The 17,002-nt window shown below is 71.9% G+C and carries 15 protein-coding genes; 3 read left to right on the forward strand and 12 right to left on the reverse strand.

Features of this window, described 5'->3' with window-relative positions; genetic code table 11:
• Window positions 1–119: 119 nt before the first annotated feature.
• Window positions 120–1,907, reverse strand: coding sequence for a 2-isopropylmalate synthase (leuA, locus tag OHS17_RS10500; protein ID WP_330311950.1), 1,788 nt, complete (start codon window positions 1,905–1,907; stop codon window positions 120–122).
• 315 nt (window positions 1,908–2,222) lie between these two features.
• On the opposite strand from leuA, the gene OHS17_RS10505 reads away from it, so the two are divergent.
• Entirely contained in the window at window positions 2,223–3,299 is a 1,077-nt protein-coding gene (locus OHS17_RS10505; protein WP_330311951.1) for a M4 family metallopeptidase, read from the forward strand.
• Window positions 3,300–3,313: 14 nt separating this feature from the next.
• Window positions 3,314–3,580, forward strand: a complete 267-nt coding sequence (locus OHS17_RS10510; protein ID WP_330311952.1) for a protealysin inhibitor emfourin — start codon at window positions 3,314–3,316, stop codon at window positions 3,578–3,580.
• A gap of 31 nt (window positions 3,581–3,611) precedes the next feature.
• Here the strand turns inward: OHS17_RS10510 and era are convergent, their stop codons facing one another.
• From era to OHS17_RS10545, 7 genes are all read right to left on the reverse strand, one after another.
• Window positions 3,612–4,586: a GTPase Era gene (gene era, locus OHS17_RS10515; RefSeq protein ID WP_198957024.1), complete on the reverse strand. Its 975-nt coding sequence runs from the start codon at window positions 4,584–4,586 to the stop codon at window positions 3,612–3,614.
• A 92-nt stretch (window positions 4,587–4,678) separates the two neighbouring features.
• Complete coding sequence (locus OHS17_RS10520; protein WP_018103262.1) at window positions 4,679–5,041, reverse strand: cytidine deaminase; 363 nt, start codon at window positions 5,039–5,041, stop codon at window positions 4,679–4,681.
• A gap of 60 nt (window positions 5,042–5,101) precedes the next feature.
• Complete coding sequence (locus OHS17_RS10525) at window positions 5,102–5,455, reverse strand: MmcQ/YjbR family DNA-binding protein (RefSeq protein WP_330311953.1); 354 nt, start codon at window positions 5,453–5,455, stop codon at window positions 5,102–5,104.
• Window positions 5,452–6,747, reverse strand: a complete 1,296-nt coding sequence (locus OHS17_RS10530; RefSeq protein ID WP_330311954.1) for a hemolysin family protein — start codon at window positions 6,745–6,747, stop codon at window positions 5,452–5,454. The genes OHS17_RS10525 and OHS17_RS10530 overlap by 4 nt, the downstream gene beginning before the upstream one ends.
• Window positions 6,744–7,241 (reverse strand): rRNA maturation RNase YbeY, encoded by a 498-nt coding sequence (gene ybeY / locus OHS17_RS10535; protein WP_018103259.1) that lies wholly within the window; start codon window positions 7,239–7,241, stop codon window positions 6,744–6,746. The genes OHS17_RS10530 and ybeY overlap by 4 nt, the downstream gene beginning before the upstream one ends.
• A gap of 9 nt (window positions 7,242–7,250) precedes the next feature.
• A complete protein-coding gene (locus OHS17_RS10540; RefSeq protein WP_073863486.1) occupies window positions 7,251–8,303 on the reverse strand; it encodes a PhoH family protein in 1,053 nt (350 codons plus the stop codon).
• Between the two features lie 121 nt (window positions 8,304–8,424).
• Window positions 8,425–9,531 (reverse strand): PfkB family carbohydrate kinase, encoded by a 1,107-nt coding sequence (locus OHS17_RS10545; RefSeq protein WP_330311955.1) that lies wholly within the window; start codon window positions 9,529–9,531, stop codon window positions 8,425–8,427.
• Between the two features lie 347 nt (window positions 9,532–9,878).
• On the opposite strand from OHS17_RS10545, the gene OHS17_RS10550 reads away from it, so the two are divergent.
• Window positions 9,879–11,231, forward strand: coding sequence for an MFS transporter (locus OHS17_RS10550; protein ID WP_330311956.1), 1,353 nt, complete (start codon window positions 9,879–9,881; stop codon window positions 11,229–11,231).
• Here OHS17_RS10550 and OHS17_RS10555 read toward each other — a convergent pair.
• The 4 genes from OHS17_RS10555 to OHS17_RS10570 form a co-directional block, all read right to left on the reverse strand.
• Window positions 11,195–12,187 carry an adenosine deaminase gene (locus tag OHS17_RS10555; RefSeq protein ID WP_018103255.1) on the reverse strand — a complete coding sequence of 331 codons (993 nt, stop codon included), beginning with the start codon at window positions 12,185–12,187 and terminating at the stop codon, window positions 11,195–11,197. The two genes, OHS17_RS10550 and OHS17_RS10555, sit on opposite strands and share 37 nt — an antisense overlap.
• A gap of 28 nt (window positions 12,188–12,215) precedes the next feature.
• Window positions 12,216–13,124, reverse strand: a complete 909-nt coding sequence (locus OHS17_RS10560) for a ribonuclease Z (RefSeq protein WP_330315215.1) — start codon at window positions 13,122–13,124, stop codon at window positions 12,216–12,218.
• On the reverse strand, window positions 13,124–13,483 hold the full coding sequence (locus tag OHS17_RS10565) for a histidine triad nucleotide-binding protein (protein WP_073965257.1): 360 nt from the start codon (window positions 13,481–13,483) through the stop codon (window positions 13,124–13,126). The genes OHS17_RS10560 and OHS17_RS10565 overlap by 1 nt, the downstream gene beginning before the upstream one ends.
• A 231-nt stretch (window positions 13,484–13,714) precedes the next feature.
• Window positions 13,715–16,933 carry a S41 family peptidase gene (locus OHS17_RS10570; protein WP_330311957.1) on the reverse strand — a complete coding sequence of 1,073 codons (3,219 nt, stop codon included), beginning with the start codon at window positions 16,931–16,933 and terminating at the stop codon, window positions 13,715–13,717.
• Window positions 16,934–17,002: the final 69 nt, after the last annotated feature.

Below are 17,002 nucleotides of genomic sequence, written 5' to 3' on the forward strand. Positions count from 1 at the left end.
CGTTGCGCCGTCAGCACCCTGCCCGTCACAACCCCCCGGAGAATGGCCGAACCCCGCCCCCCGGAAGCGGGTGGGCGGGGTTCGCGGACCGTACGACTCCGGGCCTTTTCGGCGCCGGGTCAGCGGGTGGCGCGGTTGACGGCCGAGACGACCGCCTTCAGGGAGGCGCGGGTGGTGTTGGCGTCGATGCCGATGCCCCACAGCACCTTTCCTTCGATGGCGCACTCGATGTACGAGGCGGCCTGCGCGCTCGCGCCCTCGCTCATGGTGTGCTCGGTGTAGTCCAGCAGCCGCGCGTCGATGCCGATGGCCTGCAGCGCTTCGAAGAACGCGGAGATCGGGCCGTTGCCGGAACCGGTCAGCACGGTGTCGACGCCGTCCACGGTCGCCTCGACGGTGATCGTGTCGCGGCCGTCCGTGCCGGTCGTGCTCTGGCCGGAGCGGATCTGGACGCGGCCCCAGGCGTTGTCCGGGTTGGGCAGGTACTCGTCCTGGAAGACGCTCCAGATCTGCGTCGGCGTGACCTCGCCGCCCTCGGCGTCGGTCTTGGCCTGAATGATCCGGGAGAACTCGATCTGCATCCGGCGGGGCAGGTCCAGCTTGTGGTCGTTCTTCAGGACGTACGCGATGCCGCCCTTGCCGGACTGCGAGTTGACGCGGATGACCGCCTCGTAGGACCGGCCGACGTCCTTCGGGTCGATCGGCAGGTACGGCACGGCCCACTCGATGTCGTCCACCGTCTTGCCCTGGGCGGCCGCGTCGGCCTCCATGGCGTCGAAGCCCTTCTTGATGGCGTCCTGGTGGGAGCCGGAGAAGGCGGTGTAGACCAGGTCGCCCGCGTAGGGGTGGCGCGGGTGGACCTCCATCTGGTTGCAGTACTCGCTGGTGCGGCGGATCTCGTCGATCTGCGAGAAGTCGATCTGCGGGTCGACGCCCTGCGAGAACAGGTTCATGCCCAGCGTCACCAGGTCGACGTTGCCGGTGCGCTCGCCCTGGCCGAACAGGCAGCCCTCGATCCGGTCCGCCCCGGCCATCAGAGCCAGTTCGGCGGCGGCGACGGCGGTGCCGCGGTCGTTGTGCGGGTGGACGGACAGGCAGACGAACGCGCGGCGCGACAGGTTGCGCGACATCCACTCGAACCGGTCCGCGTGCGTGGACGGAGTCGAACGCTCCACGGTGGCGGGCAGGTTGAGGATGATCTCGCGGCCCTCCTCGGGCTGCCAGACGTCACAGACCGCCTCGCAGACCTCCAGGGCGAAGTCCAGCTCGGTGTCCGTGAAGATCTCGGGGCTGTACTGGTAGCCGAAGATCGTCTCGTCGCCCAGGATCTTGTCGGCGTACTCCATGACCAGCCGGGTGCCGTCCACCGCGATCTGCTTGACCTCCTCACGGGAGCCGCGGAAGACCACGCGGCGGAAGGTGGGGGCGGTCGCGTTGTACAGGTGGACGGTGGCGCGGTGCGCGCCGCGCAGGGATTCGACGGTCCGCTCGATCAGTTCCTCGCGGGCCTGCGTCAGGACGGAGATCGTCACGTCCTCGGGGATCGCGCCCTCTTCGATGATGGAGCGGACGAAGGCGAAGTCGGTCTCGCCGGAGGACGGGAAGCCGACCTCGATCTCCTTGTAGCCCATGCGTACGAGCAGGTCGAACATCTCGCGCTTGCGGGCCGGCGACATCGGGTCGATCAGGGCCTGGTTGCCGTCGCGCAGGTCGGTGGAGAGCCAGCGGGGCGCCTTGGTGATCCGCTTCTCGGGCCAGGTGCGGTCGGGGATGCCGACGGCCTCGTAGCCGCCGTACTTGTGGACCGGCATCCCGGACGGCTTCTGCAGCACCGTGGCGTTGGTGATCGGCGTGGGGCGGCCGACGGCGTGCGAGGCGGGGGTCTGGGCGGGGTTCACTTCGGTCATGGCGCAGGGCTCCTCGGGTGTCCTTCTCCGGGACGGCCGACTGTGTTTCTGCAACACCAGACTCCGCGGGGAGGGGGTCGGCCTCGACTACAGGCCCTCGCCGCGGCAGCTAAGAAGAAGCAGCCCGAAACGCATGATGCGTCGAGACTAGCCGAGGGGCGCCCGAGACGTGGGTGCTGTTCCAGTATGCGGGATCGGCGGCCGCCCTTACCCGTACGGGACGACCTAAACGCCCAACCGTGACCAATCACTCCATTTCATCAACCCCGATTGCAACCAGTGACATTGCACTTACGGAGTGCCACAGTCGTGTGTATGCAGCCCAGTTCACAGCAGGGGTTCCACCCCGTCTTCTGCACCATCGTCCCGCCCCACGTCCTCGACAGGCTGTCCCAGTCCGACGATCCCGCCCTCGCCGATCCGGCCCGCCGCACCCTGGAGTCCGACGCGGCCCGCCGCACCCGCCGCCAGGTGACGACCGTCGCCCGGCCCACCACCCCCGCCGAGCCGGACGACGAGGGCGCCGCCAAGCCCCACCGCACGCTCTACGACTGCCGCCACGGCACGGACCTGCCCGGCACCAAGGTCCGCGGCGAGGGCGAGAAGCCCACGAAGGACGCCAGCGTCAACCGCGCGTACGCGGGCCTGGGCGCCACCTTCGACCTGCTGCTCACCGCCTACGGCCGTCGCTCCATCGACGGCAACGGACTGCCGCTCATCGGGTCCGTCCACTACGACGAGAAGTACAACAACGCCTTCTTCGACGGCGAGCAGATGGTCTTCGGCGACGGGGACGGCGAGATCTTCCTCGACTTCACCGTCGCCATCGACGTGATCGCCCACGAGCTGGCCCACGGGCTCACGCAGTACACGGCCAATCTGAGCTACTACGGCCAGTCCGGCGCGCTCAACGAGTCGGTCTCGGACGTCTTCGGCTCCCTCGTGAAGCAGTACTCGCTGGGCCAGACCGCCGACCAGGCGGACTGGCTGATCGGCGAGGGGCTGCTCGCGCCCCGGGTCCAGGGCGTGGCGCTGCGCTCGATGAAGGCGCCCGGCACGGCGTACGACGACGACGTGCTCGGCAAGGACCCGCAGCCGGCGTCCATGGACGACTACATCCACACCGGCGACGACAACGGCGGGGTCCACCTCAACTCCGGTATCCCCAACCGCGCGTTCTACCTGCTGGCGACCGCGCTGGGCGGCAGCTCCTGGGAGCGGGCGGGCCAGCTCTGGTTCGATGTGCTCACAGGTGGTGAACTGGCGGTGGACGCGGACTTCGCGGACTTCGCCCGGCTGACCGTGGCGGCGGCGCGCAGCCGCTTCGGCGAGGGCGACGAGGTGGAGGCCGTCCTCAAGGCGTGGTCGGAGGTGGGCGTTCCGACCGATTAGGAAGGGACCACCGCATGCGGATCCAGGTGAGCAGGACCGGCGGCTTCGCCGGCATCGCGCGCCAGGGCGAGATCGACACCTCCGGACGGGCCGACGCCGGGGAGTGGGAGACCCTGGCCGGCTCGGCGCTCGCCGACGGCGAGGCCACCGCGCCCCGGGGCGTCCCGGACGGCTTCAGCTACCGGATAACGATCGACGGCGAAACCGTGCACTGCGCGGACCCCCGCCTGACCGCGTCCCAGCGCGCCCTGATCTCACGCGTCCTGAAGGAGGGCGCGTGAGATCAGGGTGACAAGAGAAGGGCGGCGCGGCTCAGAACCCGAGCTTGCGCAGCTGCTTCGGGTCGCGCTGCCAGTCCTTGGCGACCTTGACGTGCAGGTCGAGGAAGACGGGCGTGCCGAGCAGGGCCTCGATGTGCTTGCGGGACTTGGTGCCGACGTCCTTCAGGCGCTTGCCCTTCGGGCCGATGATGATGCCCTTCTGGCTGGGGCGCTCGATGTAGACGTTGGCGTGGATGTCCAGCAGCGGCTTGTCCGCCGGCCGGTCCTCACGCGGCAGCATCTCCTCCACGACGACCGCGATGGAGTGCGGCAGCTCGTCGCGGACGCCTTCGAGCGCGGCCTCGCGGATCAGCTCCGCGACCATCACCATCTCCGGCTCGTCCGTGAGGTCGCCCTCGGGGTAGAGCGGCGGGCTCTCGGGCAGGAGCGGGGCGATCAGGTCGGAGAGCAGGTCGACCTGCTGGTCCTTGACGGCCGAGACCGGGATGATCTCCGCCCACTCGAAGCCCAGCTCCTCGCCGAGCTGCGAGACGGCCAGCAGCTGTTCGGCGAGCTGCTTGGAGTCGACCAGGTCGGTCTTGGTGATGATCGCGATCTTGGGCGTCTTCCGGATGCCCGCGAGCTCCTTGACGATGTACTTGTCGCCGGGGCCGAGCTTCTGGTCGGCGGGCAGGCAGAAACCGATCACGTCGACCTCGGCCCAGGTGGTGCGCACGATGTCGTTCAGCCGCTCGCCCAGCAGGGTGCGCGGCTTGTGGAGCCCGGGGGTGTCGACCAGGATCAGCTGGGCGTCCGGCCGGTGCACGATGCCGCGCACGGTGTGCCGGGTCGTCTGCGGCCGGTTGGAGGTGATGGCCACCTTCCGCCCGACCAGAGCGTTCGTCAGGGTGGACTTGCCCGCGTTGGGGCGGCCCACGAAGCAGGCGAAGCCGGCCCGGTGGGGGGCGGGATTCTCGGCCTGCCGCGCGGCGGCTTCAGGGTTAGGTCGAACGCTCATGGCGCCCATTGTCCCCGATCCCGGGGGCTGCGGGGCACCGAGGCGCCCGCCACGGCCTCCGGGCCCGGTCCGGACGGCCCCGGGCCCGCTCCGTACGGGGGTCAGCCGGCGGTGACGCTGAGCCGCAGCTGTCCGTCCGGCCCGGCGAGCAGTACCGGCGTGCCGGCCCCGCCCAGGTCCCGTACGGCGGCCCGGTCCTCGTCGGAGGGGGCGTCCGCCTCGGAGACGATCGCGGCGGCCTCCAGGGACTTCGCCCCGCTGGCCACCGCCATCGCGACGGCCGTCCGCAGCGCGCTGAGCTTCAGCGACTCCAGCTCCACGGTCCCGGCCACATAGGTGCGCCCGGTCTCGTCCCGGACGGCCGCGCCCTCGGGGACGCCGTTGCGGGCGCGGGCGCTGCGCGCCAGGGTGACGATCTTGCGGTCCTCGGCGCCGAGGTCGGTGGTGCCGGTGCTCTCAGTCATGTGCCGAGCATACGAAGCCCGGCGCTGGGCCGGGCACGCGGGAGCCCGGCCCGGTGCGCCTCAGGGCCGGTCGAGCCGCAGCCGCTCCGCCTTCGGCAGCCCGGCCACCACCAGGTCGTAGCTGTCCTCGATGAGCTCGCGCAGCTTCGCGTCGGGCAGTCCGGCGACGGTGACGGTGTTCCAGTGGCGCTTGTTCATGTGCCAGCCGGGGACCACCGCCTCGTACTCCTCGCGCAGCCGCACCGCCTCGTCGGGGTCGCACTTGAGGTTCACCGTGAGCGGCCGGCCGTCCAGCGCGCTGAGGGCGAACATCTTGCCGAGCACCTTGAAGACGGACGCCTCGGGCCCGAACGGGAACTCCTCGGCACTCGCGTTGAAGCTCAGGCAGAAGGCCCTCAGCTGCTGCGGGGTCATTCCGGCGTCTCCTCCTCCTCGGGAGCCACCGGCTCCACCAGCACCGTGACGATCTTGTTGCGCCGGCCCGCCGGGGACTCCGCGGTCAACCGCAGCCGCCGCCCGTCGGGCAGTCCGACCTCCGAGGACGCGCCGGCGATCGGGACCCGTCCCAGCGCCTTCGCGAGGAGCCCGCCGACCGTCTCCACGTCCTCGTCGTCGTACTCGTCGAGGCCGAACAGCTCGCCGAGGTCGCCGATGTCGAGCCGGGCGGTGACCCGGAAGCAGCCGTTCTCCAGCTCCTGGACGGGCGGCAGCTCGCGGTCGTACTCGTCGGTGATCTCGCCGACGATCTCTTCCAGGATGTCCTCGATGGTGACGATGCCCGCCGTGCCGCCGTACTCGTCGATGACGACGGCGACGTGGCTGCGTTCCTGCTGCATCTCGCGCAGCAGGTCGCCGGCGTTCTTCGTGTCGGGCACGAAGGACGCCGGGCGCATCGCGGTGGAGACCGGGTCGGCCTCCGATTCCCGGTTGATGTGCGTCTTGCGGACCAGGTCCTTGAGGTAGACGATCCCGACGATGTCGTCCTCGTTCTCGCCGGTGACCGGGATCCGGGAGAAGCCGGAGCGCAGGGCGAGGGTGAGCGCCTGACGGATCGTCTTGTAGCGCTCGATGCAGACGAGGTCGGTGCGCGGGACCATCACCTCGCGCACGAGTGTGTCGCCGAGCTCGAAGACGGAGTGCACCATGCGGCGCTCCTCGTCCTCGATCAGCGACTCCTGCTCGGCGAGGTCCACCATGGCCCGCAACTCGGCCTCGCTGGCGAACGGGCCCTTGCGGAATCCCTTGCCGGGGGTCAGCGCGTTGCCGAGGAGGATCAGCAGCTGCGGGATCGGTCCCATGATCCGGGCCAGCGGCAGCAGCACGTACGCCGAAGCGGTCGCCGTGTTCAGCGGGTGCTGGCGGCCGATGGTGCGCGGGGAGACGCCGATCGCGACGTAGGAGACGAGGACCATCACGCCGATGGCGACGGCCAGCGCCTCCCAGGTCTCCGGGAACTCCTTCAGGCAGGCGTACGTGACGAGCACCCCGGCGGCCATCTCGCAGGCGACCCGCACCAGCAGGGCGACGTTGAGATAGCGCGTCGGGTCGGCCGCGACCTGTTCCAGCTTGGCGCTGCCGCGGCGGCCCGAGCGGACCGCCTCGGCGGCCCGGAAGCTCGACGTACGGGCGATGCCCGCCTCGGCGCAGGCGGCCAGCCAGCCGACGACGACCAGCAGGACGACGCCGGAGATCAGGGGCAGGCTCACGAGACGGTCGGGGCGGGGGACGGCCCGGTCAGCCCGCGCTCACCGCGCCAGCCGTCCACGATGGCCGCCTGGAGGCCGAACATCTCGGCCTTCTCGTCCGGCTCCTCGTGGTCGTAGCCCAGCAGGTGCAGCACCCCGTGGACGGTGAGCAGCTGGAGCTCCTCGTCCATGGAGTGCTGGGTCTCGGCCTCCTCGCCCTGCCGCTTGGCGACCTCGGGGCAGAGCACGATGTCACCGAGGAGCCCCTGCGGGGGCTCCTCGTCGTCCTTGGCCGGCGGACGCAGCTCGTCCATCGGGAAGGACATGACATCGGTCGGGCCCGGGAGGTCCATCCACTGAATGTGCAGCTGCTCCATGGCCGCGGCGTCCACCACGATCACCGAGAGCTCGGAGAGCGGGTGGATCCGCATGCGCGCGAGCGCGTAGCGGGCGATGTCGAGGATCGCCTGCTCGTCGACCTCGGTTCCGGACTCGTTGTTGACGTCGATCGACATGGTGCGCTGCTACTGCTTCCCGTTGTGACGGCCGCGGCCCCGATGGCCCCCACCGTCCTGCTCGCCCTTGCTGCTGTCGTACTTCTCGTACGCGTCGACAATACGGCCGACCAGCTTGTGCCGGACGACATCCTGGGAGGTGAGGCGGGAGAAGTGCACGTCGTCGATGCCCTCCAGGATGTCCTGCACCTGGCGCAGACCGCTCTTGGTCCCCGTCGGCAGGTCGACCTGGGTGATGTCACCGGTGACGACGATCTTGGAATCGAAGCCGAGCCGGGTCAGGAACATCTTCATCTGCTCGGCGCTGGTGTTCTGCGCCTCGTCCAGGATGATGAAGGCGTCGTTCAGGGTCCGGCCCCTCATGTACGCCAAGGGCGCGACCTCGATCGTGCCCGCCGCCATCAGGCGCGGGATCGAGTCGGGGTCGAGCATGTCGTGCAGGGCGTCGTAGAGCGGGCGCAGATACGGGTCGATCTTGTCGAACAGCGTGCCGGGGAGGAAGCCCAGGCGCTCGCCCGCCTCGACCGCCGGACGGGTCAGGATGATCCGGCTGACCTGCTTGGACTGGAGGGCCTGGACCGCCTTGGCCATGGCCAGATAGGTCTTGCCGGTACCGGCGGGGCCGATGCCGAAGACGATCGTGTGCTTGTCGATCGCGTCGACGTACCGCTTCTGGTTGAGCGTCTTGGGGCGGATCGTGCGGCCGCGGCTGGAGAGGATGTTCTGCGTCAGCACCTCGGCCGGGGTCTCCGTGCCGTCCGCCTGGCCGTTGTCGGTGGCCTTGAGCATCGCGATCGACCGTTCCACGGCGTCCTCCGTCATCGGCTGCCCGGTGCGGAGCACCAGCACCATCTCGTCGAACAGGCGCTGGATCAGGGCGATGTCCGCCGCATCGCCCGTCGCGCTTATGTCATTTCCCCGGACGTGGATGTCGGCCGCCGGGAACGCCGCTTCGATCACGCGCAGCAGCGAGTCGCCCGCTCCCAGGAGCATCACCATCGGGTGAGCGGCCGGGATGCTGATGTGGGCACGCGCCTGCGGCTGTGTGGGTGACTGAGTCATGGGCCGGCCCTCGGGCCTGCGCATACCTCCTGTTGCAGGGTTCTCGCTGCTCGAAAACCTCGTGTGCCTCAAGCCTACGACTCCGTACTGACAACACCAGAGGTTTTACGGGGCAGTGGGGTCAGGCGCGGAAACCGATCGTCGGCACGGCCCGGCGCAGCGGCCAGGGCCGGGCGGCGGCCGGCAGCAGGTCGTCCAGGAAGGCGTAGCGCCTGAGCGCGGCCGGGTCCTGCCCCGCGCAGGTGCGCACCTGCTGCCACCAGGCGGCGATCTCCGCCCAGCCGGGGGCCGAGAGCGAGCCGCCGAACTCCTGGACGGAGAGGGCCGCGGTGAGCCCGGCGAAGGCGAGGCGGTCGGCGAGGGGCCAGCCGGCCAGGGTCCCGGTGACGAAGCCGGCCACGAAGACGTCGCCGGCGCCGGTCGGGTCCAGCGCCTCGACCTCGATGGCCGGGACCTCGGCGGCGGTACCGGTGGCGGCGTCGACCGCGTAGGCGCCCTCGGAGCCCAGGGTGACGACGGCGAGCGGTACGCGCTCGGCGAGGGCGTGCGCGGCGGACCGGGGGCAGTCGGTGCGGGTGTAGCGCATCGCCTCCTCGGCGTTGGGCAGGAAGGCGTGGCAGTGCTCCAGGCCGCTGAGGGCGTCCAGGTCCCAGCGCCCGGTCTCGTCCCAGCCGACGTCCCCGAAGATCAGGGCCCCCCGGCGGGCGGCCTCGGCGACCCAGGGTTCGGTGCGGCCGGGTACCAGTGAGGTGACGGCGGCCCGGGCCCTGGGCGGGCAGCGGGGGAAGGCGGGGGCCTCGGGCGAGGCGGTGGTGGGGAGCGCCGGGGCCTCGTGGCCATGCGAGACCATCGTCCGCTCGCCCTCGTACGCCATGGAGACGGTCACCGGGGAGTGCCAGCCGCGGACCGTGTGCGAGCGGGAGAGGTCGATGCCCTCGCCCTGTTCGAGCGCGTCCCAGCAGTACTCGCCGTAGTGGTCGTCCCCGAACGCGGCGGCCAGGGAGGTGTGGAGACCGAGGCGGGCCAGCGCGGTGGCCATGTTGGCGACGCCGCCCGGGCTGGAGCCCATGCCGCGCGCCCAGGACTCGGTGCCCCGCACGGGGGCGCTGTCCAGGCCGGTGAAGATGATGTCCAGGAAGACCGTGCCGGTGAGGAAGACGTCGCAGTCGGGGTCCTGCGGGGCGCGCAGCCCGTCCAGCGGGTCGATCTGCGGAATGTCAGCGCTCACCTTGCACTCCCCGGTCGTGGCGGTTGCGGCCAGTGTGCCCGAAACGCGGCGCTGATGGACGAGTGCGCGCCGCGCGTGTGTTCACGGGCGCTGACCTGCATAAACATGCGCGGCTACCCATCCACGAACTGCATAAACACAAAAGTGGCCCAGATCACAGAACACCGGCTTTCGGTGGGCCGGGAGCACTTGATACAAATTGGCCCGCGAGCACCGTTGGAGACGTACCCGACGGAAGCGCCGATTTCCCTGATTTCTCGTACTTCTCCTATTTCCCCCTCTGCTTCACCCTCTGCCTTACCCCCCTCTGCCTTCTGCCGTATCCCGGCATGTCTTCAGGAACGCCCATGTCCTCGCGCCCTCGCGCCGCGTGGCCCCTGGTCGCCGTGTTCACCGCCGGTTACCTCGCCGCCTATCTCCTCCCCACCATCGTGGGACGGCTCTCCGTCTATCTGGGCCTGAGCACGGCTCAGGCCGGGCTCGTCGGCAGCGCGCTGCTGCTGAGCTCGGCCTCCGCCGGCTTCTCCCTGGCGGGACGCGTGGAGACGTACGGGCCGTGCAGACCTGCGCGTGTGGGGCTGGTCCTGTGCGTGGTGGGGTACGGCTGTGCGGCGCTGGCCGGCACCGTGCCGCTGGTGGTCGCGGGCGCGGTGGTCGGCGGCTTCGGCTCCGGTACGGCGACCGCCGTCGCGGCGGCGGGCATCGCCGCCCAGAGCGACCCGCACCGCACCTCGTCCCTGGGCCTGTTGAGCGTCTCGGCGACCGCGGGCGCCCTGTATCTGACGGTCCCGCACCTGGGCGGCGGCCACCGGCTGCCGTTCGCCTCGATCGCCCTGGTCGCGCTCCTGGTCTGGCCGGCCACCTCCCGGCTCGGCGGCTCGGCCGCGGCCGGTCCGGCCGTCCCCGCGCAGGGCCGGCTGCCGCACCGCCGCTCCGGACTGGTGCTCGCGGGCGGCATGCTGATCTGGTCGATGGCGCAGAACGCGCTGTGGGGCGTCAGCAGCCGGATCGGCGTGGACCAGGTCGGGCTGTCCGAGGTGACGATCGGCGCCGTCTTCGCCGCCGCGCTCGGCGCCGGGCTGCTCGGCGTGATGGGCGCCGGGGTGCTGGGCTCGAAGCTGGGGCGCGCCGTCCCGATCGGGGTGGGCACCGCCGTCATCGCGGGGAGCATCGTGCTCAGCTCGTCCGCCGGGAGCCTCGGCTCCTTCGCGACGGGCGAGATCCTGTGGAACACCGTCTACCCGGTGGTGCTGTCCTACCTGATCGGTCTGGCCGCGTCGCTCGACGTACGCGGCCGCTGGGCGGTCCTCGCGGGGTCCGCCTCGTCCGTGGGCGTCGCCTGCGGGCCGGTGCTCGGCAGTGTGCTGTCGGAGGAGGCCGGCTACCCGGGCATGGGCCTGGTGCTGGGCGCGACGACCCTGCTGATAGCGCTCCCGGTGACCGCGGTGGCCCTGCACATCGGCGGCCGTCCGCTGGTGCCCGGTTCGGTACGCCGCCGGGGCGGCGCGCCCGCGGCCCTGCTCGCCGTCACCACGGGTGCGGTGCCCGGCGCGGTGCCCAAGCTGGGCGCGCCCGAGCAGGCCGTCACGGAGATCAGCATCCCGGCCCTGTCCCGCAGGCGCCTCGGCAGGAACGCGTTCCGGACGGCCGGCCCGGAGGGCGGTCAGTCGAACGCGTACGCCTCGACCTCGGACAGGTAGCGCGCCCTGCGCTCCTCGTCGTGGTCGAGGAAGGCCGCCTCGAAGGAGTTGCGGGCCAGCGTGCGCAGCTGCTCGCGGTCCAGGCCGAGCGCCTCGTGGACGGCGTGGAAGGTGTCTCCGACGTACCCGCCGAAGTAGGCGGGGTCGTCGGAGTTCACCGTGCAGAGCAGCCCGGCCTCCAGCATCGCGGGCAGCGGGTGCTGCTCCAGGGTGTCGACCGCGCGCAGCCGTACGTTGGACAGCGGGCAGAGCGTGAGCGGGACGCGCTCCGCGACGAGCCGCTTCACCAGGTCCGGGTCCTCCATGCAGCGCAGTCCGTGGTCGATGCGCTCCACGCCCAGGACGTCGAGTGCCTCGCGGATGTACGCGGGCGGTCCCTCCTCGCCCGCGTGGGCGACCTTGCGCAGGCCGAGCTCCCCGGCCCGTTCGTACACCTCGCGGAACTTCACGGGCGGGTGGCCGACCTCGGCGGAGTCCAGGCCGACGGCGCTGATCCGGTGCAGGTGCGGCCGGGCCGCCTCCAGGGTCTCCAGGGCCGATTCGGCGGACTGGTCGCGCAGGAAGCACATGATCAGCTGGGTGGAGATGCCGTGCTTCTCCTCGCTGCGCTCCAGCGCCCGGCCCAGGCCCTCCACGACGGTGCCGAGGGGCACGCCGCGCGCGGTGTGGGCCTGCGGGTCGAAGAAGATCTCGGCGTGGCGGACGCCCTGGGCGGCGGCGCGGGCGAGGTAGGCGTCGGCGAGTTCGGCGAAGTCGTCCTCGGTCCGCAGCACGGCCATCAGGGCGTAGTAGAGGTCCAGGAAGCTCTGGAGGTCCTCGAAGAGGTACGCGGTGCGCAGGGCTTCGGTGTCCGCGTACGGCAGGGTCACGCCGTTGCGCGCGGCGAGCGCGAAGGCCAGTTCCGGTTCGAGGGTTCCCTCGATGTGGAGGTGGAGTTCTGCTTTGGGGAGGTGCACGGTGATCTCAATCGTTTCTGGGGTGGTGCTACGCGTGCCGGCTGGGAACCGGTACGCGCATGAGGTCCTGGGCGACGGTGAGCTCGCCCTCGTAACCGGCCGCTCGGGCCTCGGCCTCGAACGCCTCCGGTTCCGGATAGCGCTGGGAGAAGTGCGTCAGGACGAGGTGCCGTACGTCCGAATCGCGGGCGACCCGGGCCGCCTGGGCGGCGGTCAAGTGGCCGTGGTCGGCGGCCAGCTGCCGGTCCGCGTCGAGGAACGTCGACTCGATGACCAGCAGGTCGCAGCCCTGGGCGAGGGCGTACACCCCGTCGCAGAGCCTGGTGTCCATGATGAACGCGAATCGCTGTCCGCGCCTGTGCTCGGACACGTCGGCGAGCGTGATCCCGCCGAGGGTGCCCTCGCGCTGGAGGCGCCCGACGTCCGGCCCCCCGATGCCGTGCTCGGCGAGCTTCGCGGGTAGCATCCGCCGCCCGTCGGGCTCGATGAGCCGGTAGCCGTACGACTCGACGGGGTGCGAGAGCCGGTGGCTGTCAAGCGTGTACGCGGCGGTGGTGGCCAGCGGTCCGTCGGCGGCGACGGGGGCCTCGGTCAGCTGCACGGTCTCGCGGTAGGCGGTGGCGTACCGCAGCCGGTCGAAGAAGCGCTGCCCGCTCACCGGGTAGTGGGCGGTCACCGGGTGCGGGACCTGGTCGAGGTTGATCCGCTGGATCACCCCGGCCAGGCCGAGCGAGTGGTCGCCGTGGAAGTGCGTGACGCAGATCCGGTTGATGTCGTGCGCGGCGACCCCGGCCCGCAGCATCTGGCGCTGGGTGCCCTCGCCGGGGTCGAAGAGGATGCCCTCGCCGTCCCAGCGCAGCAGATAGCCGTTGTGGTTCCGGTGCCGTGTCGGGACCTGGCTGGCGGTCCCGAGCACGACGAGTTCACGGGCGGACATTATCCGGGCGGCCATTCCAGACCCCGGCCGCCCAGGACGTGCGCGTGGGCGTGGAACACGGTCTGGCCGGCGCCGGCGCCGGTGTTGAACACGACCCGGTAACCGGTCGCGTCGATCTTGTCGTCGGCGGCGACGTTGCCCGCCTCGCACAGCACGTCGGCGAGCACCTGCGGTTCGGCGGCGCCGAGGGATGCGGCGTCCGGGTAGTGCAGGCGCGGGATGACGAGTACGTGCGTGGGCGCCTGGGGGTTGATGTCGCGGAACGCGACGGTGGTGTCGGTCTCGCGGACGATGGTGGCCGGGATCTCCCCCGAGACGATCTTGCAGAACAGGCAGTCGGGCTGCGGTTCTCCTGCCATTCGCTTACGCGCTCCTTGGTCTGGGTGATCCGTTGCGGCCAGCCTATCGGGGGCTCTGCCCCCGTACCCCCGCTCCTCAATCGCCGGAGGGGCTTGATTCTGGCCGCGCGGCCACTTCCAGCCTCGCCGGCGTTTGAGGCGCGGGGTCCGGGGCGGAGCCCCGGGTTCGGGAAGGGGCGGGGTGGGGAACTGGCCCGCCGCAGGCGCACCCGCCCCCCCACCCCGCCGAGGTCACTCCGCGAGACCCGGCAGCTCCGGTGCCACCTTCGCCGGCTCCCGCTCCAGCGACTCCAGCCCGATCCGGATCGCCTCGTCCAGCTGAGGGTCACGCCCCTCCGCGTGGTCCCGGGGCGTCATCACGACCTCCACGTCCGGGTCCACGCCGTGGTTCTCGACGCCCCACCCGTACCCCTCCAGCCAGAACGCGTACTTCGGCTGCGTGACCAGTGTCCCGTCGACCAGCCGGTACCGGCTGTCGATGCCGACCACGCCGCCCCAGGTGCGCACCCCGACCACGGGCCCGATCTTCAGCGCCTTGATCGCCGCGTTCACGATGTCGCCGTCCGACCCGGAGAACTCGTTCGCGACGGCGACCACCGGCCCGCGCGGCGCGTCGCCCGGGTAGCTCGCGGGGCGCATGCCGCGCGGCAGGTCCCAGCCGACGATGCGGCGGGCGAGCTTCTCGACCACGAGCTGCGAGGTGTGGCCGCCCCGGTTCTCCCGGACGTCCACGACCAGCCCCTCGCGCGCCATCTCGGTGCGCAGGTCGCGGTGGATCTGGGCCCAGCCGCCGCCGACCATGTCCGGGACGTGCAGGTAGCCGAGGCGCCCCCCGGACCGCTCGTGCACGTACGCCCTCCGGTCGGCGACCCACGCGTGGTAGCGCAGGGCCTCCTCGTCGCCGACGGGCACGACGACGACGTGGCGCCGGTCGCCCCCGTCGGCCGGGGAGACCGTCAGCTCGACGGGCTTGCCGGCCGAGCCGGTGAGCAGCGGCGCGGGCCCGGTCAGCGGATCGACCGGGTGTCCGTCGACGGCCACGATCGCGTCCCCGGCCCGGACCGCGACGCCCGGCGCGGCGAGCGGCGAGCGGGCGGCCGGGTCCGAGGTCTCGGAGGGCAGCACGCGGTCGATGCGCCAGCTGCCGTCCTCCGCCCTGGAGAGGTCCGCCCCGAGCAGCCCCTGCCGGGCCGCGTCGTCGCGCCACCCGCCGGGCGGGGTGACGTAGGCGTGCGAGGTGCCCAGCTCGCCCTGGACCTCCCAGAGCAGGTCCATGAGGTCGTCGTGGGTCGCGACGCGCTCCAGGACCGGGCGGTAGCGGTCGAGGACCCCGGCCCAGTCGACGCCGCCCATGTCGGGGCGCCAGAAGTTGTCCCGCATGACACGCCCGGCCTCGTCGTACATCTGGCGCCACTCGGCGGCCGGGTCGAGGGTGCGGCGGACGCGGGAGAGGTCGACGGTCACGGCGTCGTCGTGGTCGTCGTCGCCCGCGGGCACCCGGGTGTCGGAGGGGACCACGGACAGCTTGCCGTGGTGGACGATCGCCAGCCGCTTCCCGTCACCGCTGACCGCGAAACGGCTGACGTCCGAGGACAGCTCCTCGCAGCGCAGCTTCTCCAGGTCGTAGCGCTCCAGGACGGTGTCCGGACGGCGGGCGTCCGGACCGGCCCCGCTGGTGCCGAGGACCCCGGTGAGCGGGTGGCGCAGCCAGAGCAGCCCGTCCCGCGCGGTGCGGAGCGAGGAGTAGACGGCGGCCTCGACGGGAAGGGGCACGATCCGGTCGGCGAGGCCGTCCAGGTCGATGCGGGTGATGGGGAGCGCGGTGGGGTTGTCCTCGCCGTCGCCGCCCTTCTCCTTCTCCGTGGGCCGTCCGTGCAGCTGCGGTCCGAACGGGGAGGGCGTGGTCGCCGCGAGGGTGAGCAGGTGCGGCCGGCAGGAGCCGATGAACGCCATGTCGAAGACGTGGGCGTCGTAGATCGGGTCGAAGGCGCGCTCGGAGAGGAAGGCCAGGTGCTTTCCGTCGGCGGTGAAGGCGGGTGCGAAGTCCCGGAACCGCAGGGGCGTCGCCTCGGAGACCGACAGGTCGGCGATGTGGGCCAGCTTGAGCTGGCTGAGCGGCTCGGGGCCGGGGTGCGACCAGGCGAGCCAGGCGGAGTCGGGCGACCAGGCGAGGCCGGAGGCGTCGCCGTTCTCGCTGCGGTCCACCTCGTGGATCTCGCCGCTCTCCCGTTCGACGATCAGGACGCGCCCGTCGTGCGCGGCGACCGCGAACCGGCTGCCGTCGGGGGCGGGGGCGAGGTCCAGGACGCGGCCCAGCCGGCCGGCCGCGAGGCGGCGGGGCGTGGCGCCGGGGGCGGTGCCGGCGGCGGGGGCGATCTCCAGCGCGTCGTCACCCTCGGCGTCGGTGACCCAGACGACGTGCTGGTCGCCGTCGGCCTGGAAGGTGCGCGGCAGCCTGGCCCGTACGCCGGGCTCGGCGGCGAGCGCGCGGGCCGGGCCCTCACGGTGGGTGACCCAGTGCACGGCGCCCCGCGACAGGACGGCGCTGCCCCGGCCGGTGCGGTCGGGCGAGGCGCTGGTCAGGTGGCTGTCGGCGTGCAGCGGGTAGGGCTGGAGGTCGGCGCGCTGGCCGCCGAGCCGGAGCTCGACGCGGCGGGGCTCGCCGCTCTCCAGGCCGTCCAGGAGCCAGAGTTCACCGGCGGAGGCGTAGGCGACCCGGGTGCCGTCGGTGGTGGCCTGCCGGGCGTAGAAGCCGTCGACGGGGGTGTGCCGCCGCAGGTCGGTGCCGTCGGGCAGCGAGGAGTAGAGGGCGCCGGTGCCCTCGTGGTCGGAGAGGAACGCGATGCGCTCCCCCACCCACATCGGGCACTCGATGTTGCCGTCCAGGTCCTCGTGGATCCGGGCGAACTCCAGCGGATCGTCCTCCGCCGCGATCCAGAGCTTCCCGGCCGTGCCGCCCCGGTAGCGCTTCCAGCTGGCGGCCTCGCGGCCCATGGTGGCCGAGAGCAGCAGGACGCGTCCGCCCGGCCCGTACGCGAGGGAGCCGACGGGGCCGTACGGGAGGGTCCGCGCGGGACCGCCGTCGACCGGGACGGCCCGGGCCCAGCTGCGGCGCAGCGAGACCTGGCCCTGGGTGCTGGTGACCAGTACGTCGCCTTCGGGGGTCCAGCCGCGCACGGTGGTGCGGGCGTCGCCCCAGTGGGTGAGCCGCCGGGAGGGCCCGCCGTCGGCGGGGGCGAGGTGCACCTCGGGCGCGCCGTCGCGGGTGGACGTCCAGGCGACGAGGGTGCCGTCGGGAGATATGCGCGGCTGGGTGACGGGACGGTTGTCTGCGCTGACCCGCCACGCCCGGCCGCCGTCGAGTGGGGCGAGCCAGACGTCGTCCTCGGCGGTGAAGGCGATCAAGTCACCCTGGACATGGGGGTACCGGAGGTAGGAAGGCTGTGTCACACGATCACCCTAGGCCGCGGGTATGCCTGGTGGCACGGGGTTGGCCGGAGTACGTCGCACGCCGCCGCC

The organism is Streptomyces sp. NBC_00523, assembly GCF_036346615.1.
Lineage (GTDB): Bacteria > Actinomycetota > Actinomycetes > Streptomycetales > Streptomycetaceae > Streptomyces.